Source organism: Vibrio sp. V15_P4S5T153, assembly GCF_963874485.1.
GTDB lineage: Bacteria > Pseudomonadota > Gammaproteobacteria > Enterobacterales > Vibrionaceae > Vibrio > Vibrio anguillarum.
In genome coordinates, this window is record NZ_CAWNHR010000011.1 from 535,231 (window position 1) to 562,200 (window position 26,970).

The following is a 26,970-nucleotide window of genomic DNA, read 5'->3' on the forward strand; positions in this document are numbered from 1 at the left end:
TTATTACTCCTAAGTTGTTTAAATTCGCTGCTCAATAATTCCACCGCCAAGACACACATCGCCTTGATAGAAAACCGCGGATTGACCAGGCGTGACGGCCACTTGTGGCTCATCAAAAATGACTTTAATGTTTTCATCATCAATAGGGATGATGGTACACGCTATATCCGTTTGACGGTAACGCGTTTTTACCGTGCAGCTTAGCGTTGCTTGGATTGGTGTACGATCAACCCAGTGTAATTGGGAAGCGATCAAGCCATGAGATTTCAATAATGGGTGATCAGCGCCTTGGACTGCAATCAAAACGTTACGTTTAAGATCTTTATCAGCGACATACCATGGGTCTTCGTTACCGCCACCGCCTTTTTGGCCACCAATGTGTAACCCTTTGCGTTGACCTAAAGTGTGGTACATCAGGCCTTGATGTTCACCAATAACGAGACCTTCTGGTGTTTCAATTTTACCCGGTTGTGCTGGTAAATAGCGAGACAAGAAGTCGGTAAATTTGCGCTCGCCGATGAAACAGATACCAGTTGAATCTTTTTTCTTCGCCGTCACCAAACCTTGTTCTTCCGCAATGCGTCGAACTTCGGGTTTTTCTAAATCACCGACAGGAAATAAGCTACGAGCCACTTGTTCATGGCTTAGTGTATAGAGGAAGTAGCTTTGGTCTTTGTTGTTGTCCAAGCCGCGCAGCATTTTTGGTTTGTCATTACCTTCAGGGAAGGTGCGTCGAACATAGTGGCCCATGGCGATATAATCGGCATCTAGCACTTCATCTGCAAACTCTAAAAAGGCTTTAAACTTGATTTCTTTGTTACAAAGAATGTCTGGGTTGGGAGTTCGCCCTGCTTTATATTCCTCAAGGAAATATTCAAATACGTTGTCCCAATATTCGGCGGCAAAATTAATGGTATGAAGAGGGATGTCTAACTTATCGCACACGGCTTGTGCATCGGCTAAATCTTCCGCCGCTGTACAATATTCCTCGTTATCATCTTCTTCCCAGTTCTTCATGAACAGGCCTTCGACTTGATAACCTTGCTCTTTGAGAAGATACGCCGAAACGGAGGAGTCAACACCACCGGACATGCCGACGATGACTTTCTTTTGGCTGTTTGCGCTGCGGTTGTCTGACATTACTTAATACCACTCAATTGACTTGGTCGCAGATTCTAGCAGAAAGATTTTCGTCGCGACAGATCCGAGACAGCAATCACACTTCTATCTGGTTTAATTGGCGTCGTATCTGTCAATGTCAGCAGAAATTAGTTTTAGAATTCTACAATGGCTTATGGCATAGTGCGTGCCATTTTAAAGCGTAACAAAAGGCCACAAAATGCAAGATGACAATCAGATTATGGATGACGCGTTCCTCATTGAAACAGTAGAGAATCAACTCGCGGACGGAAATCCGTTAAAGGTCAAAGAAACCTTGATGCGCTTGATGATGACAGGTCACTCAAGGGAGGATGCCGTTGCCTCTATTGCTTGTGCGCTTGCAATTGAGATTTTTGATGTGATGAAAAACGAAGGGCAATTTGACCTAAAACGCTATTCAGAGCATTTAGATAGGTTACCTGATCTCAGCTTTATGGAAGGTGAATAAAAATAATCAAGAGCAAACGTTTGCTATAATTGCCTTAGTTGCCGCGCTAATGGGTGCGCGGTAGAATCGCGCATCTTTTTCTCCTCTACTCAGACTGACGTTATGAAATTTCCTGGCCAACGCAAATCAAAGCATTACTTTCCTGTTCATGCACGTGACCCACTTGTTATCCAAGCACAAGAAAATAAAAAAATGTCACGTACACATATTATTGGTATTGACCAGACCTTGGTGGATATAGAAGCGAAAGTAAATACTGACCTCATCGAAAAATATGAGCTTAGTAAAGGCCATTCGTTAGTGATTGACGATCAGAAGGCCGAAGCGTTGTACACTGAGCTCAAACAAAATGGTCTGATTACTAACGAATATGCTGGGGGAACGATTGGCAACACATTACACAATTATTCGGTGCTGGCAGATGATCGCTCAACGTTGTTAGGTGTGATGAGTCAAGATATAAAAATTGGTAGTTACGGTTATCGTTATTTATGTAATACATCAAGTCGGATGGATCTGAATTATTTACAAGCGGTCGATGGAGCGATTGGGCGCTGCTTTGCCTTGATCACAGAGGATGGAGAAAGAACCTTTGCTATTAGTGAAGGGCAAATGAACCAACTTCGCGCAGAAAGTGTTCCAGAAAAAATATTTAAAAGTGCTTCAGCCTTAGTATTGACTGCTTATTTAATTCGCTGCAAAACTGGTGATCCAATGCCAGAGGCAACAATGAGAGCGATTGAATATGCTAAGAAATATGATGTACCTGTTGTTTTAACCTTAGGTACTAAATTTGTTATTCAAGATGACCCTCAATTTTGGCAAAATTTTTTGCGTGATCATGTCACTGTTGTTGCCATGAATGAAGATGAAGCCGAAGCATTAACCGGGGAAAGTGATCCCCTTGCAGCGTCAAATAAAGCCTTAAATTGGGTTGATCTTGTATTATGCACCGCAGGCCCAGTCGGTTTATTTATGGCAGGATATACTGAAGATGCGGCGAAACGTGAAACATCGTTGCCACTATTACCTGGTTCTATTGCTGAATTCAATCGTTATGAATTTAGTCGCCCAGCATCAAAAATAAGTTGTGAAAATCCGATACGTGTTTATTCTCATATTTCACCGTATATGGGTGGACCTGAGAAAATTAAAAATACTAATGGTGCGGGAGATGCGGCGTTATCGGCATTGCTGCATGATATGGCAGCCAATAAATATCATAAAGAGAACGTCCCTAATTCGAGCAAGCATCAGAATAACTTTTTAACCTATTCATCCTTCTCGCAAGTTTGCAAATATTCCAACCGTGCCAGTTATGAGGTGCTAGCCCAGCATTCACCTCGTCTGTCACGTGGTTTACCTGAACGTGAAGACAGCTTAGAAGAAGCGTATTGGGAAAGATAAAAGATTAAAATAATAAAAAGGCTCCGTTAGGAGCCTTTTTATTTGCTAAAGAGTTATTAAATCTCGAATTCTTCTAGAGATTTACCTGCATCAAGTTGCTCTTGAATTGCAGAAGGTGTGCGACCTTGACCTGTCCATGTTTTTTCTTGGCCATTGGCATCAAGATATTTGTATTTTGCTGGACGAGGTGCGCGTTTGCCTTGAACTTTAACTTTGTTCTTAGTTTCACCAGAAAGTGCAGAAATTAATGCGCTTACATCAATACCGTCTTTGGCAATCTGTTCTGCAATCGCAGCCAGCTTCGCTTCTTGTTCTGCGCGAGCAGAGCGTTCTTCTTCTTCCGCTTCTCTGCGTTCTTGCACAACGATCGTTAATTTATCTAGTGCTTCTTCAAGCTGCTCTAGAGTGAGTTCACGAGAAAAAGCGCGTAGGCTACGAATATTAAGTAGAGTTTTTGTTAATTCAGACATGACTATTCCTATTTGATTTAATTTAGTCGACACAGCAATAATAAACTGCTGAATTGGTACTTACAATATTAGATTCAAATATTAATGAAAATTTATAGATAAATAAAAATCAAAAAAATATGAACTTGTTAGTGATGAGCTAATTTCATACATAAGTAGTAGTATCAAGAAGATCATCAATGATTTTTAGATAGACTTATAATTAATGTTTTTTATTATAATCTTCGTGATATTCATTGCACCACATTATGAAAGAAGTCTCAATGTTTCTTAATGAATGTGACCAATAATTGATGCACTTTGATGACATGATCGGTTGCAATGCATTCGTTGTTAAGTACAATGTCATTTACCTAAAGCGAAGTAAGACATTTATCATTGTTAAAATGACTTAATAACGGTGATTTATTGTACTTTCTTTGACGTAGAGGTGCGGTAAAAAATAGTAACTTCTGTTGGGGTAATGCCAATGAACAAAAGTGAAAGGTTTTATCGCCGAAGTAAGTATGCACATTAAAGCAGCTTGCTGGGGTTGTATTCGAATAGGAACAACACTGCCATAGTCTATTCTTTTTTTAAACTATGGAGCGCTACTGTAGGGTTGGGTGAAGTGTTCGCTTCCCTTTCGCTTAGTTCAACATGAATTACGTGGTTATCTTAGCTCGTAATTTGTCTGCAGTAGATCTCTAACCATTTACTTACTGGTTTTTGAAGATCATGAATTTAATCGATTTTGCATCATCTCCTCTGTCGCTGTTACCGCCTCTGGTAGCATTAAGTTTGGCTGTTCTTACACGCAGAGTACTTGTTTCATTAGGTGTCGGTATTGTATTAGGCGCGGTATTACTCGCGGATTATTCTTTTGGTAGTGCATTCAGTTATGTTGCTACTAAGGTATCAAGCGTCTTTGTTGCTGATGGCGGCATTAACACTTGGAATATGAGTATCGTCGGGTTTTTGCTTTTATTAGGTATGATGACCGCGCTATTAACTTTGTCTGGCGGTACTCGTGCTTTTGCCGAATGGGCACAAGTCCGCGTAAAAAGTAAACGTGGCTCAAAACTGCTGGCGGCATTTTTGGGTGTGTTTATTTTCGTTGATGATTATTTTAACAGTTTAGCCGTAGGTTCTATTTCTCGTCCTGTGACTGACCGCTTTTATGTATCTCGCGCTAAACTTGCCTATATCCTTGATTCAACTGCAGCACCAATGTGCGTTGTGATGCCAGCTTCTAGTTGGGGCGCGTACATTATGACGATTATTGGCGGTATTCTCGTTTCTCACGGGATTACCGAATATTCGGCATTGGGCGCGTACATGCGTTTAGTACCAATGAATTTTTATGCCATTTTTGCATTACTGATGGTGTTTGCGGTGGTGTGGTTCCAATTAGATATTGGTCAAATGCGCCAGCATGAAATTAATGCCTCCCAAGGCCGTGGATTTGACGACGCAAATGAAAACGATAGCCAAGACGCACATGAGTTAAATGAAGAGCTTGATATCAAAGAGAGCGAACATGGCAAAGTGTTGGATCTGGTTCTGCCTATCGTATTACTCATCATTGCAACGGTTTCAGCCATGTTATTTACGGGTGGTCAATCTTTAGCCGCAGACGGTAAAGCATTTGATCTACTGGGTGCGTTTGAAAACACCAATGTCGGCGCTTCATTGATTTACGGCGGGCTAGTTGGCTTGGCGATGGCTCTGTTTACTGTATTTAAGCAAAATCTGCCAATGAATGACATCAGTAATACATTGTGGATCGGTGCTAAATCGATGTTTGGTGCGATTTTGATCCTGATTTTTGCGTGGACAATTGGCTCTGTTATTGGGGACATGAAAACCGGTGCGTACATGTCATCTTTGGTTCAAGGTAATATTGATCCGCATTGGCTACCGGTCATCTTATTCTTACTATCGGGCGTGATGGCGTTTTCAACCGGCACTTCTTGGGGAACGTTTGGCATCATGTTGCCCATTGCTGGAGATATGGCTGCGGCGACCGATATCGCTCTAATACTCCCTATGCTGAGCGCGGTGCTCGCTGGTTCCGTTTTTGGTGACCACTGTTCTCCTATTTCTGACACCACCATTTTATCGTCGACAGGCGCACGTTGTAACCATATCGATCACGTTGCGACACAATTGCCGTATGCACTGGCTACGGCCTTGGTTTCGAGTGTCGGTTTTGTTGTTTTAGGAATGACAGCGTCAGTGCTGATCTCGTTGGCTTGTGCTTCTGTTGCATTTATCATTGTGTGCATGATTATGGCCGCTATGGCGAAATCAAAAATGACACATTGCGAGACGTTGTAGCCGTATTTTGGTTAAATAGAGTTGATAAAAGGGAAACGAAAGTTTCCCTTTTTTATTACTGGTGCACGACGGCGAAAAAAGATTTTAAAAAAGCCAAATTTTTAGTTGAAAAAGAACATCAGCTTGGTTAGTGTGGAGTCAAGACAGCAAACCAATAAGAGCTGATAAGTATGCGTAATTTTGTAATGAACATTCATCATCACCATCACCCTAAATAATCTTTCGGGGAGATGTACGCATACCCGGGAGGCAGGAAACTCCCGGTGGTTAAGTCAAAGCATTTAGATTAAAACCCTCGGGAGAACGCAAATCTTCCGAGGGTTTTTTCATTTTGCTTTAACTCAATTCCAAATACATTCAATACATTGCACAGGGAAATTGTCATGCAAACACAACGCCTAAGAATTGCCATCCAGAAGAAAGGCCGCTTGAGCTCAGAGTGCCAAGACTTACTTAAAAAATGCGGCGTGAAATTCAATATAATGGGTGAGCGTCTTGTCGTTCACTCTCTCAATATGCCGATCGACCTACTGCTAGTGCGTGATGACGACATACCCGGGCTGGTGATGGACGGTGTGGTTGATCTCGGTTTCATTGGTGAGAATGAACTGGAAGAGGTGCGTTTAGAACGCTTGTCGCAAAATAAGAAAAGTGAGTTTGTTTCACTGCGCCGTCTTGATTTTGGTGGCTGCCGCTTATCCATCGCGATCAATAAAGATCAGCAATACAACGGTCCTCAAGATTTGGCGGGTAAACGCATCGCCACAACTTATCCGCAGTTACTCAAAGCGTACATGGATGAAAAGGGCATTGATTTTAGCACTTGTGTGCTCACAGGTTCTGTTGAGGTTGCGCCACGAGCTGGCCTAGCTGATGCGATTGCTGACCTTGTTTCTACCGGCGCAACATTAGAAGCGAATGGCCTCAAAGAGGCTGAAGTTATCTTCCAATCCAAAGCAACACTCATTCAGCGTCAAGGTGAATTCAGTGAAGATAAGCAAGCATTGATTGCTCGTTTATTGACGCGTATGCAAGGCGTGATTCAAGCCAAAGAGTCCAAATACATCATGCTGCATGCTCCGGTTGATCAATTAGAAGCGATTAAAGACTTACTTCCGGGAGCGGAAGACCCAACAGTGCTGCCTTTATCGGCGGAGAAAAATCGTGTTGCAGTACACGTGGTCAGTACCGAGAACCTATTTTGGGAAACCATGGAGCGCCTAAAAGCATTAGGGGCGAGTTCTATTTTGGTTTTACCTATCGATAAAATGATGGAGTAACGGCGATGAGAACTGTCGTTTGGCAATCGTTGAGTGAAACTCAGCAAGATTCAATTTTAGAACGCCCGGCCATTACTGAAGGAGCCAATGTCACTGCTGCTGTGAGCGCCGTGATTGCGCAGGTGAAAGCGCAAGGTGACCAAGCGTTAATTGAGTTAACTGAAAAATTTGATCGCGTGAAACCGGATTCAATTCGCGTCTCAAGTGGTGAGATTGATGCGGCGTGCGAGCGTCTTTCTGACAAGATGAAACAAGCACTTCAACAAGCTTATGAGAACATTACTAAGTTCCATAAAGCACAAAAGCTGCAACCGATCAAAGTGGAAACGCAGCCGGGAGTGTTGTGTGAACAAGTGACGCGTCCAATTAATACGGTGGGCCTGTACATTCCCGGAGGCAGTGCACCTTTACCTTCTACCGTATTAATGTTGGGTGTTCCTGCACAAATTGCAGGGTGCCGTAAAGTGGTGCTTTGCTCACCGCCACCGATTGCGGACGAAATCCTCTACGTGGCCAAGCTGTGTAACATTGATGAGGTGTATAACATTGGTGGTGGTCAAGCGATTGCAGCAATGGCTTATGGGACTAAATCCGTTGCTAAAGTGGACAAAATCTTCGGCCCCGGTAATGCCTACGTGACAGAAGCAAAACGTCAAGTGAGCAATGACTTTCGCGGTGCAGCGATTGATATGCCAGCGGGTCCTTCGGAAGTGTTGGTGATTGCTGATGATACGGCTGATGCCGATTTCATCGCGGCTGATCTGCTTAGCCAAGCTGAGCACGGGCCTGATTCACAAGTTGTGTTAGTGACCCCTTCAGCGGTGATTGCCGATCAAGTAACAGATGCAGTGCAAAAGCAGCTAAAAAGCTTATCTCGCGCCGCCATTGCAGAAAAAGCCTTGGCTTCTAGTTTGATTATCATCGCTGAGTCTTTGACCCAAGCGGTTTCTATCTCCAACTACTACGGTCCTGAGCACTTAATTGTGCAAACGCGGAACCCTCGTGAACTGTTGCCATTACTTGATAACGCCGGCTCAATTTTCTTAGGTGATTGGTCACCAGAATCAGCCGGTGACTACGCTTCGGGTACCAACCACGTTTTGCCAACATACGGTTACACGCGTACTTATTCTAGCCTTGGTTTAGCTGATTTTAGTAAGCGCATGACGGTGCAAGAACTCAGCGCAGAGGGCTTACAAGGGTTAGCGCCAACCGTGGTCACAATGGCAGAAGCTGAAGGATTGGATGCACACAAACGTGCGGTCACCATTCGAGTCGAAAAATTGCAAAAGGCGAAAAAATAATGGAAAAACTGGCTCGTAAGCAAATTCAAGCACTAAAACCTTACTTATCGGCTCGCCGTATTGGCGGCAGTGGTGATGTGTGGCTCAATGCCAACGAATCGCCATTCAATAATGAGTACAAAACCGATTTTGTGCGTTTGAACCGTTACAGTGATTGCCAACCCACAGCTATGATCGATGCGTATGCGGCTTATGCCAAGGTACAGCCAGAGCAGGTGTTGACCTCACGCGGTGCTGATGAAGGGATTGAACTTTTGATCCGCGCATTTTGTGAGCCCAATCAAGACGCTATTTTATACTGTCCGCCGACTTATGGTATGTACGCGATTAGCGCTGAAACGTTCGGTGTCGAGCGTAAGGTTGTGCCATTAACGGCGGATTGGCAGCTCGACCTGTCAGCCATTCGTGCCAATTTGGACTGCGTGAAGTTGATCTTCGTTTGTAGTCCTAATAATCCAACCGGCAATTTGGTTAAGCGCCAAGATATTATTGCTTTGCTGGAAATGACTAAAGACCGCGCTATTGTTGTGATGGATGAAGCCTACATTGATTTCTGTCCAGAAGCCTCAACCGTTGATTTATTAGCGCAATACCCGAATTTGGCGATTTTACGCACCTTATCCAAAGCGTTTGCGCTTGCAGGTTTGCGCTGCGGTTTTACCTTGGCCAATAAAGAGCTGATTGATGTGCTGCAGAAGGTAATTGCACCTTATCCCGTGCCAATTCCGGTAGCAGACATTGCCGTGCAAGCATTATCGGAAGCTGGGCTGGCTCGTACCAAATTCCAAGTGTTGGATCTCAATGCAAACCGTGCTTACTTACAAGCAGGGTTGTATATGGTGCCCCATTTAACCGTGTTTGAAGGGTGGGGAAACTACCTATTAGTGAAATTCCCCGATGGTGATGCGCTGTTTAAAGCCGCTTGGGATCACGGCATTATTTTACGCAATTCTCCGATTGAAAATTGCGTGAGGATCAGTATCGGTAATCGCGAAGAGTGTGAAAAAACACTCGCTTTTATTCGCAATTATTATCAGTAATCGAGCACCATAAATAGCCCAAAATGAATAAAGAGCCAGTCGTTTAAGTAACGTTACTGGCCAATAGAAAAGGATATTCCAGTGAGCAAACAGCAAAAAATTCTCTTTATTGATCGTGACGGTACCTTAATTGTTGAGCCTCCGGTTGATTTCCAAGTTGATCGTTTAGACAAACTGAAACTAGAGCCGTATGTGATCCCAAGCCTACTGGCTTTGCAGGCTGCGGGTTATCGGCTGGTGATGGTCACCAACCAAGATGGACTGGGGACGGATAGCTATCCTCAAGCGGATTTCGATGCCCCTCATGCGATGATGATGGACATTTTTCAGTCCCAAGGAGTGATCTTTGATGATGTGCTGATTTGCCCGCACTTTGAAAAAGATAATTGCTCTTGCCGCAAACCCAAACTGGGGATGGTTAAAGAGTATCTGCAAGGAGGCAAAGTCGATTTTCAGCAATCAGTGGTGATTGGCGATCGAATGACCGACCTGCAACTGGCTGAAAATATGGCGATCCGTGGCATTCAGTATCATCCGAAAAGTATGGGATGGCGTGAAATAGTTAAAGACTTGACCGTGAAAGCGCGCAGCGCCGAAGTGGTGAGAACCACTAAAGAGACCGACATTAAAGTTGCGGTCAATTTGGATGAAGCGGGCGGCAATCAAATTGCTACTGGGTTAGGTTTTTTTGACCACATGCTTGACCAAATCGCAACCCATGGCGGTTTTCAATTGAAGTTGAGCGTTAATGGGGATCTGCACATTGATGATCACCACACCATTGAAGATACCGCATTAGCACTCGGGCAAGCCTTAAAAGAGGCATTAGGCGATAAGCGCGGCATTGGTCGTTTTGGTTTTTCGTTGCCGATGGATGAGTGTTTAGCACAATGTGCGCTCGATCTATCGGGTCGCCCTTATCTGAAATTTGAGGCCACCTTTACACGTGAGCAAGTGGGCGATCTCTCCACTGAAATGGTATATCACTTCTTCCGTTCATTAACCGACACTTTGGCCTGTACGCTACATCTCTCATCCAGTGGCGAGAATGATCACCATATTATTGAAAGTTTGTTTAAGGCTTTTGGCCGCACATTGCGCCAAGCCATTAAAGTGGAAGGCAATGAACTACCTAGCAGCAAAGGAGTACTGTAATGTCGTCAGTCCGCGAAGCGATGAGTGATAACAGCCGCCAGCCGCAAAAGGTCGTCATCATTGATACAGGTTGCGCTAATGTTTCTTCCGTGAAATTTGCCATCGAACGCTTGGGTTACCCAGTCACTATTTCAAAAGATCCTGATGTGGTGTTGACGGCAGATAAGCTGTTTTTACCCGGTGTCGGTACGGCAAGTGAGGCGATGAAAAATCTGCAACAGCGCGATTTAATCACCTTGGTGAAACAGGTTGAAAAGCCACTGCTCGGCATCTGCTTAGGCATGCAACTGTTAGGTCAACTGTCAGAAGAAAAAGGACAGCAAGCTAATGACATTGTTGAGTGTTTAGGCTTATGTGATGGAGAGGTTCGCCTGATGGATACAGGCGATTTACCACTGCCACATATGGGTTGGAACACGGTCAATGCCGAAAGAGGCCATCCTCTGTTTAAAGGCATTGAGCAGGGTGAATATTTCTATTTTGTCCATAGCTACGCCATGCCGGTCGGTAAATACACGATTGCTGAATGTGAATACGGCAAGCTTTTCACCGCGGCGCTGCAAAGCGGTAATTACTATGGTGTGCAATTTCACCCAGAGCGCTCATCCAAAGCCGGCTCAGCACTGATTAAGAACTTCTTGGAATTATAAAAGGGAATTAGTAATGATTATTCCAGCATTAGATTTAATTGATGGCCAAGTGGTTCGCTTATTTCAAGGCGATTATGGTCAAGTTACCGAATACAAAGTTGACCCTGCAGAGCAGTTCAACCTTTATCACCAATCTGGAGCCAACTGGCTGCACCTTGTTGATTTAACGGGGGCAAAAGATACCTCAGCCCGACAGCTTGATCTGATTGCCAAACTGCTTGCCAGTACCCCTGCCAAGATTCAAATTGGTGGCGGTGTGCGCAGTGAGCAAGATGTGGTGGATTTATTAAATGCGGGTGCGCAGCGCGTGGTTGTCGGTTCTACGGCCGTAAAACAGCCTGAATTAGTCAAAGGATGGATGGAAAAATATGGCGCAGAAAAAATTGTGCTAGCGCTCGACATCAACATTGATCAAGACGGCACACGTAAAGTGGCCATTTCAGGTTGGCAAGAAGATTCAGGTGTAACGATAGAAGCCTTGATTGATGATTACCTAACGGTCGGTTTGACGCACGTATTGTGCACTGATATTTCCCGCGATGGCACACTAGCCGGTTCTAACGTTGAGTTGTATATCGATTTATGCAAGCAGTACCCACAAGTGCAGTTTCAATCCTCAGGTGGTATCGGTAGCTTAGCGGACATCAAAGCCTTAACAGGCAGTGGTGTTGCTGGCGTGATCGTCGGTCGTGCCTTATTAGATGGTAAGTTCACCGCTCAGGAGGCATTCGAATGTTGGCAAAACGCATAATTCCTTGTTTGGATGTCCGCGATGGACAAGTAGTGAAAGGGGTGCAGTTTCGCAATCACGAAATCATTGGTGATATCGTACCGCTTGCAAAACGCTACGCCGAAGAGGGCGCTGATGAGTTGGTATTTTATGACATTACCGCGTCGAGTGATGGGCGAGTGGTTGATAAAAGTTGGGTGGCGCGTGTCGCGGCAGTGATTGATATTCCATTTTGCGTCGCGGGCGGTATTAAATCTGCCGAAGATGCTGCGCGAATTTTAGAATTTGGTGCAGATAAAGTCTCCATTAACTCTCCAGCACTCGCTAACCCACAGTTGATTACTGACTTGGCGGATAAATTTGGTGTGCAGTGTATTGTGGTCGGCATCGACTCTTACTTTGATCAAGAAACGGGTCAGTATCAAGTCTATCAATTTACTGGCGATGAGACGCGCACCAAAGCAACACAGTGGCAAACTTGCGATTGGGTACAAGAGGTACAAAAACGTGGTGCGGGTGAAATCGTATTGAATATGATGAACCAAGACGGCGTGCGTAATGGTTATGATCTACAGCAACTCCAGAAGGTACGTGCTGTGTGTCGCGTGCCACTTATCGCTTCTGGTGGGGCGGGGACGATGGAGCACTTTGCGCAAGCTTACCAACAAGCTCATGTCGATGGCGCGTTGGCGGCATCGGTTTTTCACAAGCAGATCATCAATATCGGCGAATTAAAACAATATTTACAAGCAGAAGGTGTAGAGGTAAGACGATGAGTTTTCAAGTATCGAGTGCGGTTGCACTTTCTGAGCGTATCGATTGGAACAAAGTTGATGGCCTTGTTCCGGCGATAGTGCAAGATTTTCAATCAAGTCAAGTGCTTATGATGGGTTACATGAACCAAGATGCGTTGCAAAAAACCGCGCAAACAGGCCAAGTGACGTTCTTTTCTCGCAGCAAGCAGCGCCTTTGGACCAAAGGAGAGACCTCTGGTCATGTGTTACAGTTGAAAAACATGGCGCTCGATTGTGATAACGACACTTTATTGGTCAAAGTGAATCCCATTGGGCCAACGTGCCATACTGGAACCACAACCTGTTGGGATAACGATGCACAAGAAGAGTCTCAAATGGTGTGGCTTCATCAGCTTGAGCAGCTATTGGCTGCCCGCAAGAGTGCCGACCCTGATTCCTCTTACACCGCTAGCCTTTATGCCCGTGGAACAAAGCGTATTTCGCAGAAAGTGGGCGAAGAGGGCGTTGAAGTTGCGCTTGCGGCGACGTCGGGCGATAAGGCGGAGTTAGTGTGTGAGTCTGCTGATTTGATTTATCACTTATTGGTGCTATTGCAAGACCAAGGATTAGCGTTGAGTGATGTGATTGATAAGCTTAAAGAACGCCATAAATAAACACAGTGAAGCCTCTTAAATAAAGAGGCTTCCGTTTTTTGAGAACGGTGTTATAGGGTAATTTCTTTCCACTCACCGGGTTGTAGATCGCCTAAAACAATGTCGCCCATCGCGTAGCGCACTAAGCGCAGTGTTGGAAAGCCAATATGCGCTGTCATACGTCGTACTTGCCGGTTTTTACCTTCAGTAATGGTAATCGCAAGCCATGTGGTTGGGATTTGTGCGCGAAAACGAACCGGTGGATTACGTTCCCACAAGGTAGGCGGTTGCAAAATCTCAACCTTGGCAGGCAGCGTCATGCCATCTTTTAGCGCTACACCTTGGCGCAATTTATCTAAATCGTTTTGAGCGGGTTCTCCTTCTACTTGCACCCAATACGTTTTTGGTAATTTTGACTGCGGCTGCGTTAGTCTCGCTTGCAAGATGCCGTCATTGGTGAGCACCATCAAACCTTCGCTGTCTCTGTCCAAGCGACCTGCGGCATACACCTCTTTTACGGGAATAAAATCAGCGAGAGTTTTGCGCCCATCACCATCGGTAAACTGGCTTAGCGTATCAAAAGGCTTATTAAAGATGATGACTTTTCGATCAGCAAGCGATACTCGTTTTTTTACCTCTTCTGCAGATGAAGAGGTGCGGGTGGTTGAACGCTGATGTGGATCGCGCCGTTTAAAATGAGAAGAGCCTGAGGGTTTTGATACTGATGAAGAATCACGACGCAAGCGGGATGACATGTTAACTACCTTGCAAAAATGTAAATGAAGTGTGTTTGAAAGTTTTCTGAACTTTGGATTTAAGCTATAATTTGCGCGCCCAGAAACAGGATTGACGCACAAGATAATAGACTATTATCCTAGTTTTGTTTAATTATACTCAACCCATGCTATTTGGATTCAGTATCAATAAAGGGTTTGGGTGTATACGTATTTTCACTCAATGACTAAAATCGGATAACGCTCAACGACATTCGATTCAGTTTTTGAAAGAGTGACGCTATCGTGTTCAAGTCGCGAGGATGCTAACCCACTTGACACGGACAATCACACAGCGCTGTTTCATCCAATGGTGCTGCTAGAACAAATAGGGAAATTTTTCATGCCTACAGAAAAACCTACAATTATTTATACCATCACAGACGAAGCACCAGCACTGGCCACTTATTCTTTATTGCCGATTATCCAATCCTTTACCGCCTCGTCAGGCATTAGCGTTGAAACCCGCGATATTTCACTGGCTGCGCGTATCCTTGCCAGCTTCCCAGAACATTTAAAAGAAAATCAACGTGTAAGTGATGCGCTTGCCGAATTAGGTGAACTGGCGACCAAACCAGAAGCGAATATTATTAAACTGCCTAACGTTTCGGCATCGGTCCCACAGTTGAAAGCCGCGATTAAAGAGTTGCAGGAAAAAGGTTACGACCTACCAAATTATCCTGAAGAACCAAGTACCTACGAAGAAAAAGCGATTAAAGCGACTTACGATAAAATCAAAGGCAGTGCGGTTAACCCAGTGTTGCGTGAAGGAAACTCCGATCGCCGCGCACCATTATCAGTCAAGAATTATGCGAAGAAAAACCCACATTCAATGGGCGCATGGTCACCGCAATCCCGTTCACATGTTGCCAGCATGCAAGACAAAGATTTCTATGGAACAGAAAAGTCAGTCACCATTGAAGGTGACACTAAGGTCAAAATTGAGTTTGTCGGCCATGATGGCTCGACTAAAGTCTTAAAGAAAGAGTTTGCGCTGCTTGATAAAGAAATTATCGATGCTTCAGTTTTAAGCAAAAAAGCGTTAGTTGAGTTTTTCGAGCAACAAATCGCAGCAGCGAAACAGCAAGATGTGCTGCTTTCCTTGCACATGAAAGCAACCATGATGAAAGTGTCTGACCCAGTCATTTTCGGCCATGCCGTTAAAGTGTACTACAAAGACGTATTTGCGAAGTATGGCGCGTTGTTTGACTCATTAGGTGTTGATGTCAACAATGGCCTAGGCGATGTTTACGCGAAAATTCAAGCATTGCCACAAGCACAAAAAGAAGAAATTGAAGCCGCGATTCAAGCGGTTTATAACACGCAACCACCGCTTGCTATGGTCGATTCTGACCGAGGTATTACTAACCTACATGTCCCGAGCGATATCATTGTTGATGCGTCAATGCCAGCAATGCTGCGCGCTTCTGGTCAAATGTGGGGGCCAGATGGCAAGCAACAAGACACCAAAGCACTGATCCCAGATCGCTGCTACGCTGGCGTTTATCAAGCGGTGATTGATTTTTGTAAAAAGCATGGCGCATTTGACCCAACAACGATGGGCAGTGTGCCAAACGTGGGCCTTATGGCGCAAAAAGCTGAAGAATATGGATCGCACGATAAAACCTTTATCCTCGATGCCGCGGGTTCGGTACGTGTTGTGGATACCTCCGGCAAAGTATTGCTAGAGCAAGCTGTTGAAGCTGGTGATATTTTCCGCATGTGCCAAGTGAAAGATGCACCGATCCAAGACTGGGTGAAACTGGCCGTGACTCGTGCCAGAGCTACTGGTGTTCCTGCGATTTTCTGGTTAGACGATCAGCGTGCGCATGACCGTGAATTGATCAAAAAAGTCAACGTCTACCTTGCTGATCATGATACGGCCGGCTTAGATATTCAGATCCTATCACCCGTTGAAGCGACTCAGTTCACACTTGAGCGTCTCAAAGCGGGTAAAGATACCATCTCAGTTACGGGTAACGTACTGCGTGATTACCTCACGGATCTATTCCCCATTCTTGAGCTCGGTACTTCGGCTAAAATGTTGTCGATTGTTCCCTTGATGAATGGCGGTGGCTTGTTTGAAACAGGTGCTGGTGGCTCTGCGCCAAAACACGTTCAGCAGGTTGAGAAAGAAAACCACTTGCGTTGGGATTCGTTAGGCGAGTTTTTGGCGCTGGCGGCGTCTTTGGAACATTTGAGTGTTGTCACTGGAAATGCGAAAGCGAAAGTACTAGCCGATGCGCTTGATAAAGCCACTGGTAAGTTCCTTGATCTCAATAAATCACCATCGCGCAGAGTTGGTGAGCTTGATAACCGTGGCAGTCACTACTATCTTGCAACCTATTGGGCTGAGGCCTTAGCAGAGCAGACGGCGGATGCTGATTTAGCGGCGGAATTCGCACCGATTGCGAAGCAGCTGCAAGAAAATGAACAGGTTATCGTCTCTGAGCTGAATCAGGCACAAGGTACCCCGGGTGATTTGGGTGGTTACTATGCGCCAGTGTTTGAAAAAGCATCAGCACTAATGCGTCCAAGCCAAACCTTGAACGCGATCATTGGCGCTTAACCTTCAGTTATTCACCTCTAAGCAATAAAAAAACCCGCCAGTTCGGCGGGTTTTTCATCAAATACACGTTTGGCAGCGATTATTTTGCAAGTTGACCTTCGATTGGAACAACAGCGCTAGCGTGATAACCTTTCGGCCCCTGTTCAATCTCGTAGGAAACTTGTTGGCCCGCTTTGAGTGTGCGGTAGCCTTCCATTTGAATGGTTGAATAGTGAGCAAAAATATCGGTATCCTCACCTTCTGGACAAATAAACCCAAATCCTTTGGCGTTGTTAAACCATTTTACTGTACCTGTAGCCATGCTTTACATCCCTCATTGCATTTTAGTTACTGATGTTGTTATCGAGAAACTTATCCTAAAAACGTTACCCGAATGTGAATATCAATTCAGCCGCTGCCAAATTTTTAGTCACTAATTGACCAATGTAGTCAATGATTCGGCGCAGTCAATAGGCAAAAGGTATGATACTCGACATATTTGCAAATAAATCACTTTTCAGGTTTACATTGTTGTAACGATTAAATAGGGCGTTAAGAATGAAATAGTTAAAGAAAGCAGTTGCTTTTGTTTTCTTTTTAATCAACTACGCCGTTGATAGTTCGGAATAGCAATGTTTTATTTGCAGCGATACAATTGCTGCATTAGTCTCTAAGTAAGGGTTGTTTTTCAACTGTGTCGGTAGCACTAATAACATTAATAGATTCCAACGACACAATGGTTACTGAGAGGCACACGGTTCCACTAGGTAGAGAAGCACTCTAAATACGGTCATCATGAGTAAACATTTTGAATGGGTGACTCCAGACTCAGATCTTCTGGAGAAAGAGAAGACAGCAATTAAACCACCAGCGATGTACAACGTAGTTCTCAATAACGATGACTACACGCCGATGGAGTTTGTGATTGAAATCCTTGAGCGATTTTTCTCGATGGATATCGACAAAGCAACACAGATAATGCTCAAGGTGCATTATGAAGGGAAAGCAATTTGTGGCACGTTCAGTGCCGAGATTGCAGAGACCAAAGTAGCTCAAGTTACTTTGTACTCAAGGGAAAATGAGCATCCACTGCTTTGTACTATGGAGCAAGCGTAGTCGCTTGCTGGAGCAACAAAGTGGTTCCTTAAGGAGGTACTTATGCTTAATAAAGAACTAGAGTCGAGTCTAAACGGCGCGTTCGCTCGAGCGCGAGACAAAAGACATGAATTCATGACCGTCGAGCACCTCCTACTTGCGTTATTAGAAAATGATGCAGCCAGAGAGGCCTTATTAGCCTGCCAAGCGGATTTGGATGCCTTACGCCAAGAGCTTGATATTTTTATTGATCAAACCACACCTCTTATTCCTGAAAGTGACGAAACACGTGAAACGCAACCTACATTGAGTTTTCAACGTGTGCTGCAACGTGCTGTATTTCATGTGCAATCCTCTGGCCGCAATGAAGTCACAGGAGCGAATGTACTGGTTGCAATCTTTAGTGAGCAGGAATCACATGCGGCTTACCTACTGAAAAAAAATGACATCAGTCGCTTAGATATCGTCAACTACATTTCGCACGGCATCACTAAAGCTTCCAGCGCAAGTGATAATTCAGCCTCTTCCGACTCTTTTAGCAGCGAATCAGCTGATGAAGTCAGTTCTGATGAACGTTTGGAAAGCTTTGCCAGCAACCTCAATCAATTGGCAAAGCAAGGGTTGATTGACCCGCTAATTGGGCGTGATAAAGAGCTAGAACGAACCATTCAAGTGTTGTGTCGTCGCCGTAAAAATAATCCGCTGTTAGTGGGAGAAGCGGGAGTCGGTAAAACGGCGATTGCGGAAGGGCTGGCGTGGCGCATTGTGGAAGGCCAAGTGCCTGAAATCATTCAAAATAGTGTTATTTATTCACTGGATATTGGCTCATTGCTCGCTGGAACTAAGTATCGTGGCGATTTTGAAAAGCGTTTTAAAACCATTTTGAAACAGCTTGAAAAAGAGCAGGATGCGATTCTATTTATTGATGAAATTCATACCATCATCGGTGCGGGTGCCGCTTCTGGTGGTCAGGTGGATGCGGCTAACTTAATCAAACCTCTGCTTAGCAGCGGTAAATTGCGCTGCATCGGCTCAACGACTTATCAAGAGTACAACAACATCTTTGAAAAAGAGCGCGCGCTGGCTCGTCGTTTTCAAAAAATCGATGTGGTCGAGCCATCGTTGGATGACACCACTAAAATACTTATGGGTCTGAAAACAAAATACGAGGCGCACCATGATGTACGTTACACCAATAAAGCGTTACGTGCGGCCGTAGAGCTTTCTGCAAAATACATCAATGAACGTCATTTGCCAGATAAAGCGATTGATGTGATTGATGAAGCGGGAGCACGTTCAAGGTTGGCACCTGCAAGTCGCCGCAAGAAAACCGTTGGAGTGGCCGATATTGAAGCGATGGTTGCTAAAATGGCGCGTATTCCAGAAAAATCGGTCTCTTCTTCCGATAAAGACATTTTGCAGCACCTTGATAGAAAAATGAAAATGTTGGTATTTGGACAAGATGACGCTATCGATGTATTGAGTGAGGCGATCAAACTCTCACGCGCTGGCTTAGGTGCTGACAATAAACCGGTGGGTTCATTCTTGTTTGCAGGGCCAACAGGCGTGGGTAAAACAGAAGTGACAGTGCAGTTATCGAAGCTACTTGGCATTGAGCTGCTGCGTTTTGATATGTCTGAGTATGGTGAACGCCACTCAGTGAGTCGTTTAATTGGTGCTCCTCCTGGTTATGTTGGGTATGACCAAGGTGGCTTGCTAACTGATGCTGTGATTAAACATCCACATTCAGTGGTGCTACTTGATGAGATTGAGAAAGCGCACCCTGATATTTTCAACTTGCTACTTCAAGTCATGGATAACGGCACTTTAACGGATAACAATGGACGAAAAGCGGATTTCCGTAACATCATTTTGGTGATGACAACCAACGCAGGTGTTGCAGAGACAGTGAAAAAATCGATTGGTCTTATCCAACAAGACAATAGTTTTGATGCGATGTCAGAGATTAAGAAAGTATTCACACCCGAATTTCGTAACCGTTTAGATAACATCATCTGGTTTAATCGTTTGGATGAGCGTGTAATCCATCAAGTGGTTGATAAGTTTATTGTTGAACTACAAGCTCAACTCGATGCGAGGGGTGTATCGTTAGAGGTTTCTGAGGATGCTCGTCATTGGCTTGCTGTGAAAGGCTACGATATTGAGATGGGCGCTCGTCCGATGGGCCGCGTGATTCAGGATAAGCTGAAAAAGCCATTAGCGAATGAGTTGTTGTTTGGCTCGTTGGTCGATGGTGGCACAGTGAAAGTGGATTTAGATGGCGAAGAGCTTAAGTTTAAGTATATTGGTTCTCGTGAAGAAGCGGTTCACTAATCGGTAATCCCGATGCTTATCACCTAATAACAAAAGCACGCTGAGGCGTGCTTTGTTCTATGCATTGCATTTAATCCAGTTCTATAAGCAACAAAAAACGGAGCATTTAGCTCCGTTTTTTGTTGCGTTCGAAAATCAGAGATTAACGAGCACGGAAGACGATGCGGCCTTTAGTTAGGTCGTATGGAGTCATCTCTACAGTTACTTTGTCACCAGTAAGAATACGAATGTAGTTCTTACGCATTTTACCAGAGATGTGAGCTGTTACTACGTGGCCGTTTTCTAGCTCAACACGGAACATTGTGTTTGGAAGAGTATCAAGGACAGTGCCTTGCATCTCAATTACGTCTTCTTTAGCCATTTAATCCTCTTTAGAAACTTGGCGATTTTTAACGGACGCATTCTGCCGCTAAAAGATAAATATGTAAAGTTGGGGCGTATTCTACCCTTGCCAACGTTGATTTACTAGCTTTTGATGGCGCTCAAAGCGTACTTTGTAGTTCATTGCTGGGCATTCATCAATTTGATAACCCAAATATAACCATTGTTTCTGTGTGGCTTGGCAATATTGCAGTTGAAATAAAACGCCCAGTGTCCCGAGTGACAGATCTGACTCTGGATCATAAAAGGTATAAAAGGCGCTGGCACTGTTTTGTAAAATATCCGTCACCGCAATCGCGACCAGTTGTCCGTTTTGATAAATATGCAGGTATTGAGTATCTAGCCAACGACAAGCGGAAAAGGTTGCAAACTCCTGCTCGTTGGGAGGGTACATGCTGCCCTCTTTATGTCGCGCTTCAATATAGCGGGCATAGAGTGCAAACCAACCCGAATCCATGGTTGGTTTCAACTGCCACTGAAAAGCGTGTGCCTTTTTGAGTAACCGCTTTTGGCTGGTTGATAGCTTGACTTGGTCAACAAAAACACGCAATGCTTGGCAGGAGTTGCAATTGTCACAGTGAGGTTTGTAAATGGTATCCCCACTGCGCCGAAAACCATTTGCGAGTAGAATTTCATAATTCTCAGGCGATTGCATGGCGGAGTCTAAAGTCACAGCGACACGTTCTTGCCTATCTTTTAAATAGCTACAAGGGTGGTTATTGGTTAAACCGATGCGTATTTGCTGTAAATCTGAGCTCATGGTTATCCTTCATTAGGCAAGGCGATCCACTGGGGTGTAAAGCAGCGCTCATCGACAGAGCTATCTCTAAAAGATAGCAAGGATTTGAGAAAATCGTCGCGCTCTAATTCGAAAGCTCCCAATGATGCCAGATGCGGATTCATCACCTGACAATCAATCAACTGTCCACCGTGTGATTGAAAATGCTGGCAAAAATACCAAAGCGCAATTTTTGATGCATTGGCTTTGATACTAAACATCGACTCACCGCAAAACATTTGGCCCATTTGTATGCCATAGAGCCCGCCGATCAATTTATCTTCTTGCCACACCTCAACCGAATGACAACGGCCAGAAGCCGCAAGGGCGAGGTAGGCGCTACGCATCTCTTCATTTAGCCAAGTTTGATCTGCGGGTCTTACGTTGGCGCAACTTGTAATTACCTCTTTAGTTGCATGGTTAAGGCTTATTTTATATTGATGTTTTCGCTGGAATTTTTTAACGCTTTTAGCTGGAGAAAAAGTTTGTGGGTTAAACACAGCTCGTGGAGCGGGGCTCCACCAAAGAATAGGCTCTTGTGGGCCATACCAAGGAAAAATTCCGTGTCGATAAGCATTATAAATACGTTTTGGTTGTAAGTCTCCACCAAACGCGAGCAGTCCATTTGGCTCTTCTAGCGCCTCATCAGCGGAAGGAAAAGAGAAATCATCAAGCGCAAGTTGAGGAAGGTAAATAGTCATGTTCGATCCGATCTGGGTTAACCATCAAGATAAGGCCACGGAATGAGGATAGTAGGGATTTTTCAATAGTTTGCCAATCATTACTATCAGGCCATATTTGTACTGGAGTTCGCTTTTATTTTTAGATAGGCTGCAAGTACGAAGAATTTTCATTTTCCCAGAGCAAACAGGAGCTCTTTGGAAGATGCAAGGAAACACAACTCGAATGGAAAGCCTCACGTTACAACCAATAAAAAAAATTAATGGGCAAGTCAATTTACCCGGTTCCAAAAGTGTCTCAAACCGAGCGCTACTGCTTGCCGCTCTGGCAAGTGGTACGACTAAGCTAACGAACTTGTTAGATAGTGACGATATTCGCCACATGCTCAACGCACTAGCAAAACTTGGTGTGGAGTATCGTTTGTCAGACGACAAAACGATGTGTGAGATAAAAGGTTTGGGTCGGCCTTTTAGCATCGAGCAATCCGTTGAGCTGTTTTTAGGTAATGCAGGGACGGCAATGCGTCCACTTGCGGCAGCATTAGTCCTTGGACAGGGTGAGTTCATTTTGACTGGTGAGCCGAGGATGAAAGAGCGTCCAATCGGTCATCTCGTTACGGCGTTACGTGAAGCGGGCGCTGATATTGAGTACCTTGAAAACGAAGACTTCCCGCCGTTAAAAATTACGGCAACCGGCCTTAAAGCTGGAACCGTGGCGATTGACGGTTCAATCTCGAGTCAATTTTTGACCGCCTTTTTAATGGCTGCGCCACTGTCTGATGGTGAAATGACGATCAACATCGTCGGTGACTTGGTCTCAAAGCCCTACATTGACATCACGTTACACATCATGGCGCAGTTTGGTGTAAAAGTGATCAACCATAACTACACTCAATTTGTGATCCCAGCTGGGCAATCGTATGTTTCTCCTGGGCAGTTTTTGGTGGAAGGAGATGCATCCTCTGCTTCTTACTTCCTCGCGGCGGCGGCTATCAAAGGTGGCGAAGTAAAAGTTACTGGTATTGGTAAAAACAGTATCCAAGGAGATATTCAATTTGCCGATGCGCTAGAAAAAATGGGCGCAGTCATCGAATGGGGGAATGATTATGTCATCGCTCGTCGTGGAGAGCTTAATGCGGTTGATCTCGATTTTAATCACATTCCTGATGCGGCTATGACCATTGCGACGACCGCATTATTTGCCAAAGGCACCACAGCCATTCGCAACGTATATAATTGGCGTGTTAAAGAAACCGATCGTTTAGCCGCAATGGCGACGGAGCTGCGTAAAGTGGGTGCAGAGGTTGAGGAAGGGGATGATTACATTATCATTACACCACCAACGTCATTACAGCATGCGGCAATCGACACTTATGACGATCATCGAATGGCGATGTGTTTTTCGCTGGTTGCACTGAGCGATACCGCAGTGACGATTAATGATCCTAAATGTACTTCGAAAACGTTTCCTGATTATTTTGAACAGCTTGCGCAACTAAGCCACTAGGCATTGAGCCTTTAAACCCAATAATGAAAAGCCTCGAATGAGGCTTTTTTCATCAAGAATTACGATTGAACGAGAGTAAATTGCTTTGATAAATGCAAGGCAAGGTACTTGAACATGTTAAATACCGCAGTGGTATTAGGTGTTGGCAGCCCCTTGTCGTCTAAAAAGTAGTTGCCTTTAAAAACTAATACATCCTCTTTTTCTTCAACGCTATCGGCGCGCATGCCAACGATATAAGCGTCATGTTCTTGAATGATTTGGTTTGCAATAAGTAGTAAATCAAATTCAGTAATAGATTGTTTTTCGCTCATCTTTTACGGTCCTATGAGTAAATGTGCGAGGATAGTGCCGTAAAAGGGTAGGTAATTTCAATGATTTCAAATAGAATTCGGCGCAAAATTCGATGGAGTGGATTCTCAAGCTTTGGCCAAAGAGAGAAGTCACGTCTAAGCTTAATCAAGAAAGCCGATTTTTTATGCAATGAGAATGTGTGACTTACGGCATATTTCATTGGATTTATTTCGCGAACTAATAATACTCACTTTAGTATGAGCGCCAAAGCAGGTTTAGTAGAGTGCTGCAGCAATGAAAGTCAAGCTCACAAGTACCACAGGATTCGATTTTAAACTTCTCAATTTAGGTTGGAAGGCTGGCGGAGAATAGGCCACTGAGCTCTGGTTGCATTTTGACCAATTATTGAGTGGTTGAATTTTATTTTTAAAAAACATGTTGATCTTCTTGTTAACTGGCTCGATAGTAAAAAAAGAAGCAATAATTTAGAACGTCATGCGATTTACTTTCGCGTAATGATTAAGGGCATTTGAGTCAATTATGGGTAAATCACTCGTTATAGTGGAATCGCCAGCCAAGGCTAAAACGATCAATAAATATCTTGGTAAAGATTTTATTGTTAAGTCGAGCGTAGGGCATGTTCGTGATCTTCCAACCGCAGGTCAAAGTACCTCTAAAAAAGCAACGCCTAGTTCTTCTTCAAAGAACCTTAGCGCTGAAGAGAAAGCACGCTTGAAAAGCGAGAAAGACCGCAGTTCGTTAATTAAGAAGATGGGCATCGACCCTTATCACGGCTGGGAAGCGAATTACCAAATTTTGCCGGGTAAAGAAAAAGTAGTGGCGGAATTGCAAAAGCTTGCCAAGGATGCCGACTGCATTTATCTCGCAACCGATTTGGACCGCGAAGGAGAGGCCATCGCTTGGCACCTTCGTGAGATCATCGGTGGCGATGAACAGCGATACAAACGAGTTGTATTTAACGAAATTACTAAAAATGCAATCCAACAAGCCTTCCAAACACCGGGTGAATTGAATATCGACGGTGTAAACGCCCAACAAGCGCGTCGTTTCATGGACCGTGTGGTGGGTTTTATGGTCTCTCCATTACTTTGGAAAAAAGTGGCGCGTGGCCTGTCTGCGGGTCGCGTCCAATCGGTGGCGGTGAAATTACTTGTTGAGCGTGAGCGTGAAATTAACGCGTTTGTCCCTGAAGAGTTCTGGGATATCCATGCTGATACGAAAACGCAAGATAAAACGGATTTCCGTCTGTTGGTCGCGCAAAAAAATGATGTAGCGTTTAAGCCTGTCAACGAAGCGGAAGCTAAATCAGCGGTTTCGATTTTAGAAAAAGCTTCTTACGAAGTGTGTAAACGTGAAGACCGCCCAACCAGCAGTAAACCTTCCGCTCCTTTTATCACCTCGACGTTACAGCAAGCAGCCAGTACTCGCTTGGGTTACGGAGTGAAGAAAACGATGATGCTAGCTCAGCGCTTGTATGAGGCGGGTTACATCACTTATATGCGTACCGATTCAACCAACTTAAGTGCTGAAGCGGTTGAAGCGGTTCGCAGCTATATTGGTAGTGAGTTTGGACAAGCCTACTTACCTGAGAATCCGTTAGCTTATGGAAGTAAGCAGGGCGCTCAAGAAGCGCACGAAGCGATTCGTCCATCCAGCGTGGATGTAAAAGCCGATGATTTACAAGGTATGGAAGCGGATGCTCATAAGCTATACGCGCTAATCTGGAATCAGTTTGTTGCTTGCCAAATGACGCCAGCTCAATACGATTCGACCACTGTGAGCGTGAAAGCGGCAGAATTTACCCTTAAGGCGAAAGGTCGCATCCTTAAATTTGATGGTTGGACACGAGTTCAACGTCCAATGGGTAAGAATGAAGACCAAATTTTACCACCAGTGAAAGTGGGCGAAACGTTGTTATTGCAAACGTTAGATCCAAAACAACATTTCACTAAGCCACCGGCACGTTATACGGAAGCTGCGCTGGTAAAAGAGCTTGAAAAGCGTGGTATAGGCCGACCATCGACGTATGCTTCTATCATCTCTACCATTCAAGATCGCGGCTATGTGAAAGTGGATCAGCGACGTTTTTATGCTGAGAAAATGGGTGAAATCGTCACCGATCGTCTGGATGACAGTTTCAATGACTTGATGAACTATGACTTCACCGCGCGAATGGAAGAAAAGCTGGACCAAATTGCAGCAGGATCTGCAAATTGGAAAGGAGTCTTGGACGATTTCTTTAAAGATTTCACTGCAGATTTAGAAACGGCTGAACTGGATGAAGAACAAGGTGGTATGAAACCCAACCACATCGTGATGACCGACATTCAATGTCCGACATGTTCACGTCCAATGGGAATTCGTACAGCCTCTACAGGGGTGTTCCTCGGTTGTTCTGGTTATGCACTGCCGCCTAAAGAGCGTTGTAAAACCACCATTAACCTAGGTGACGAAGAAGGCGTCATCAATGTCTTGGAAGAAGATGTTGAAACAGCTGCACTGCGCGCTAAAAAACGTTGTCCTATCTGTGAAACGGCGATGGATGCGTACCTAATCGATGACACACGTAAAATGCATGTGTGCGGGAACAATCCGAACTGCGAAGGTTACGTTGTAGAATTCGGTGAGTTTAAAGTTAAAGGCTATGATGGTCCAGTTGTCGAGTGTGACAAGTGTGGGTCAAACATGGTGCTGAAAAATGGCCGTTTTGGTAAGTACATGGATTGCACCAGCGATGACTGTAAAAATACGCGTAAGATCTTAAGAAGCGGCGAAGTTGCTCCACCAAAAGAAGATCCTATCCATTTCCCAGAATTGCCTTGTGAAAACTCGGATGCGTATTTTGTACTGCGTGATGGCGCTTCAGGTCTGTTTCTTGCGGCGAGCAATTTCCCGAAATCTCGTGAGACACGTGCGCCATTGGTTGAAGAATTGGCTCGTTTCAAAGAGCGCCTAGCACCAAAGTATCAATACTTAGCTGATGCGCCTGCACATGATCCTGATGGTGTGGCGGCGGTTGTACGCTTTAGTCGTAAGTCAAAAGAACACTATGTACGCACTGAGATAGAGGGTAAACCCTCAGGTTGGACGGCGTTGTACGATAATGGGCGGTGGGAAATTACCGATAAGCGTAAAAACGCTAAAAAATAGCCTTTAATGTGATCAATGCGAAAAGGTAGCCTTCGGGCTACCTTTTTTTTGGCTGGAGTTT

At 44.6% G+C, this 26,970-nt stretch carries 24 protein-coding genes, 1 riboswitch and 1 other annotated feature; of the genes, 16 read left to right on the plus strand and 8 right to left on the minus strand.

The window, feature by feature from the left end:
- Positions 1 to 18 precede the first annotated feature (18 nt).
- Positions 19 to 1,140, minus strand: a complete 1,122-nt coding sequence (gene mnmA / locus AACT42_RS04385) for a tRNA 2-thiouridine(34) synthase MnmA (RefSeq protein WP_017043901.1) — start codon at positions 1,138 to 1,140, stop codon at positions 19 to 21.
- Positions 1,141 to 1,339: 199 nt separating this feature from the next.
- On the opposite strand from mnmA, the gene AACT42_RS04390 reads away from it, so the two are divergent.
- Positions 1,340 to 1,609 carry a hypothetical protein gene (locus AACT42_RS04390; protein ID WP_013857103.1) on the plus strand — a complete coding sequence of 90 codons (270 nt, stop codon included), beginning with the start codon at positions 1,340 to 1,342 and terminating at the stop codon, positions 1,607 to 1,609.
- A gap of 102 nt (positions 1,610 to 1,711) precedes the next feature.
- The gene (locus AACT42_RS04395) at positions 1,712 to 3,016 is read left to right on the plus strand and encodes an inosine/guanosine kinase (RefSeq protein WP_088721150.1); all 1,305 of its coding nucleotides are present in this window, start codon (positions 1,712 to 1,714) and stop codon (positions 3,014 to 3,016) included.
- A 56-nt stretch (positions 3,017 to 3,072) separates the two neighbouring features.
- On the opposite strand, the gene AACT42_RS04400 is transcribed toward AACT42_RS04395, so the two are convergent.
- Positions 3,073 to 3,486, minus strand: a complete 414-nt coding sequence (locus AACT42_RS04400) for an H-NS histone family protein (RefSeq protein ID WP_017043902.1) — start codon at positions 3,484 to 3,486, stop codon at positions 3,073 to 3,075.
- 417 nt (positions 3,487 to 3,903) lie between these two features.
- Positions 3,904 to 4,087: riboswitch (Lysine riboswitch) on the plus strand.
- A 116-nt stretch (positions 4,088 to 4,203) separates the two neighbouring features.
- On the opposite strand from AACT42_RS04400, the gene AACT42_RS04405 reads away from it, so the two are divergent.
- From AACT42_RS04405 to hisIE, 9 genes are all read left to right on the plus strand, one after another.
- On the plus strand, positions 4,204 to 5,805 hold the full coding sequence (locus AACT42_RS04405) for a Na+/H+ antiporter NhaC family protein (RefSeq protein ID WP_094131896.1): 1,602 nt from the start codon (positions 4,204 to 4,206) through the stop codon (positions 5,803 to 5,805).
- A 193-nt stretch (positions 5,806 to 5,998) separates the two neighbouring features.
- Positions 5,999 to 6,135, plus strand: a sequence feature (His leader region).
- A gap of 53 nt (positions 6,136 to 6,188) precedes the next feature.
- Complete coding sequence (gene hisG, locus AACT42_RS04410; protein WP_026027608.1) at positions 6,189 to 7,085, plus strand: ATP phosphoribosyltransferase; 897 nt, start codon at positions 6,189 to 6,191, stop codon at positions 7,083 to 7,085.
- Positions 7,086 to 7,090: 5 nt separating this feature from the next.
- Positions 7,091 to 8,389 carry a histidinol dehydrogenase gene (gene hisD, locus AACT42_RS04415; RefSeq protein WP_094131895.1) on the plus strand — a complete coding sequence of 433 codons (1,299 nt, stop codon included), beginning with the start codon at positions 7,091 to 7,093 and terminating at the stop codon, positions 8,387 to 8,389.
- Positions 8,389 to 9,429 carry a histidinol-phosphate transaminase gene (hisC, locus tag AACT42_RS04420; RefSeq protein WP_094131894.1) on the plus strand — a complete coding sequence of 347 codons (1,041 nt, stop codon included), beginning with the start codon at positions 8,389 to 8,391 and terminating at the stop codon, positions 9,427 to 9,429. Before hisD ends, hisC begins: the two co-directional genes overlap by 1 nt.
- An 81-nt stretch (positions 9,430 to 9,510) precedes the next feature.
- Complete coding sequence (gene hisB / locus AACT42_RS04425) at positions 9,511 to 10,584, plus strand: bifunctional histidinol-phosphatase/imidazoleglycerol-phosphate dehydratase HisB (protein WP_094131893.1); 1,074 nt, start codon at positions 9,511 to 9,513, stop codon at positions 10,582 to 10,584.
- Positions 10,584 to 11,234: an imidazole glycerol phosphate synthase subunit HisH gene (gene hisH, locus AACT42_RS04430; RefSeq protein ID WP_094131892.1), complete on the plus strand. Its 651-nt coding sequence runs from the start codon at positions 10,584 to 10,586 to the stop codon at positions 11,232 to 11,234. The genes hisB and hisH overlap by 1 nt, the downstream gene beginning before the upstream one ends.
- A 13-nt stretch (positions 11,235 to 11,247) precedes the next feature.
- The gene (hisA, locus tag AACT42_RS04435) at positions 11,248 to 11,985 is read left to right on the plus strand and encodes a 1-(5-phosphoribosyl)-5-[(5-phosphoribosylamino)methylideneamino]imidazole-4-carboxamide isomerase (protein WP_094131891.1); all 738 of its coding nucleotides are present in this window, start codon (positions 11,248 to 11,250) and stop codon (positions 11,983 to 11,985) included.
- The gene (gene hisF / locus AACT42_RS04440) at positions 11,967 to 12,740 is read left to right on the plus strand and encodes an imidazole glycerol phosphate synthase subunit HisF (protein ID WP_017044649.1); all 774 of its coding nucleotides are present in this window, start codon (positions 11,967 to 11,969) and stop codon (positions 12,738 to 12,740) included. The genes hisA and hisF overlap by 19 nt, the downstream gene beginning before the upstream one ends.
- On the plus strand, positions 12,737 to 13,372 hold the full coding sequence (gene hisIE, locus AACT42_RS04445; protein ID WP_017043909.1) for a bifunctional phosphoribosyl-AMP cyclohydrolase/phosphoribosyl-ATP diphosphatase HisIE: 636 nt from the start codon (positions 12,737 to 12,739) through the stop codon (positions 13,370 to 13,372). The genes hisF and hisIE overlap by 4 nt, the downstream gene beginning before the upstream one ends.
- Positions 13,373 to 13,422: 50 nt before the next feature.
- On the opposite strand, the gene AACT42_RS04450 is transcribed toward hisIE, so the two are convergent.
- Positions 13,423 to 14,106 (minus strand): pseudouridine synthase, encoded by a 684-nt coding sequence (locus AACT42_RS04450; RefSeq protein WP_214649117.1) that lies wholly within the window; start codon positions 14,104 to 14,106, stop codon positions 13,423 to 13,425.
- Positions 14,107 to 14,467: 361 nt separating this feature from the next.
- Here AACT42_RS04450 and AACT42_RS04455 point away from each other — a divergent pair, with 361 nt between their 5' ends.
- Positions 14,468 to 16,693, plus strand: coding sequence for an NADP-dependent isocitrate dehydrogenase (locus AACT42_RS04455; protein ID WP_094131889.1), 2,226 nt, complete (start codon positions 14,468 to 14,470; stop codon positions 16,691 to 16,693).
- Positions 16,694 to 16,772: 79 nt separating this feature from the next.
- On the opposite strand, the gene cspD is transcribed toward AACT42_RS04455, so the two are convergent.
- Positions 16,773 to 16,994: a cold shock domain-containing protein CspD gene (gene cspD / locus AACT42_RS04460; RefSeq protein ID WP_013857087.1), complete on the minus strand. Its 222-nt coding sequence runs from the start codon at positions 16,992 to 16,994 to the stop codon at positions 16,773 to 16,775.
- A gap of 473 nt (positions 16,995 to 17,467) precedes the next feature.
- Between cspD and clpS the strand changes: the two genes are divergently transcribed.
- Both clpS and clpA read left to right on the plus strand, forming a co-directional pair.
- The gene (gene clpS, locus AACT42_RS04465; protein WP_010319243.1) at positions 17,468 to 17,788 is read left to right on the plus strand and encodes an ATP-dependent Clp protease adapter ClpS; all 321 of its coding nucleotides are present in this window, start codon (positions 17,468 to 17,470) and stop codon (positions 17,786 to 17,788) included.
- A gap of 42 nt (positions 17,789 to 17,830) precedes the next feature.
- Positions 17,831 to 20,101, plus strand: coding sequence for an ATP-dependent Clp protease ATP-binding subunit ClpA (gene clpA, locus AACT42_RS04470; protein WP_013857086.1), 2,271 nt, complete (start codon positions 17,831 to 17,833; stop codon positions 20,099 to 20,101).
- Positions 20,102 to 20,243: 142 nt separating this feature from the next.
- Here the strand turns inward: clpA and infA are convergent, their stop codons facing one another.
- The 3 genes from infA to aat all read right to left on the minus strand — a co-directional run bounded on the left by infA (position 20,244) and on the right by aat (position 21,961).
- Entirely contained in the window at positions 20,244 to 20,462 is a 219-nt protein-coding gene (gene infA / locus AACT42_RS04475; protein WP_006075347.1) for a translation initiation factor IF-1, read from the minus strand.
- 81 nt (positions 20,463 to 20,543) lie between these two features.
- The gene (locus AACT42_RS04480; RefSeq protein WP_017049881.1) at positions 20,544 to 21,242 is read right to left on the minus strand and encodes an arginyltransferase; all 699 of its coding nucleotides are present in this window, start codon (positions 21,240 to 21,242) and stop codon (positions 20,544 to 20,546) included.
- A 2-nt stretch (positions 21,243 to 21,244) separates the two neighbouring features.
- Positions 21,245 to 21,961, minus strand: coding sequence for a leucyl/phenylalanyl-tRNA--protein transferase (gene aat / locus AACT42_RS04485; RefSeq protein ID WP_094131888.1), 717 nt, complete (start codon positions 21,959 to 21,961; stop codon positions 21,245 to 21,247).
- A gap of 205 nt (positions 21,962 to 22,166) precedes the next feature.
- Between aat and aroA the strand changes: the two genes are divergently transcribed.
- Positions 22,167 to 23,447 carry a 3-phosphoshikimate 1-carboxyvinyltransferase gene (gene aroA, locus AACT42_RS04490; RefSeq protein WP_094131887.1) on the plus strand — a complete coding sequence of 427 codons (1,281 nt, stop codon included), beginning with the start codon at positions 22,167 to 22,169 and terminating at the stop codon, positions 23,445 to 23,447.
- 59 nt (positions 23,448 to 23,506) lie between these two features.
- Here the strand turns inward: aroA and AACT42_RS04495 are convergent, their stop codons facing one another.
- Positions 23,507 to 23,758 carry a YciN family protein gene (locus tag AACT42_RS04495; protein ID WP_013857082.1) on the minus strand — a complete coding sequence of 84 codons (252 nt, stop codon included), beginning with the start codon at positions 23,756 to 23,758 and terminating at the stop codon, positions 23,507 to 23,509.
- Between the two features lie 520 nt (positions 23,759 to 24,278).
- Between AACT42_RS04495 and topA the strand changes: the two genes are divergently transcribed.
- Complete coding sequence (gene topA / locus AACT42_RS04500) at positions 24,279 to 26,909, plus strand: type I DNA topoisomerase (RefSeq protein ID WP_094131886.1); 2,631 nt, start codon at positions 24,279 to 24,281, stop codon at positions 26,907 to 26,909.
- The last annotated feature ends 61 nt before the right edge of the window (positions 26,910 to 26,970 follow it).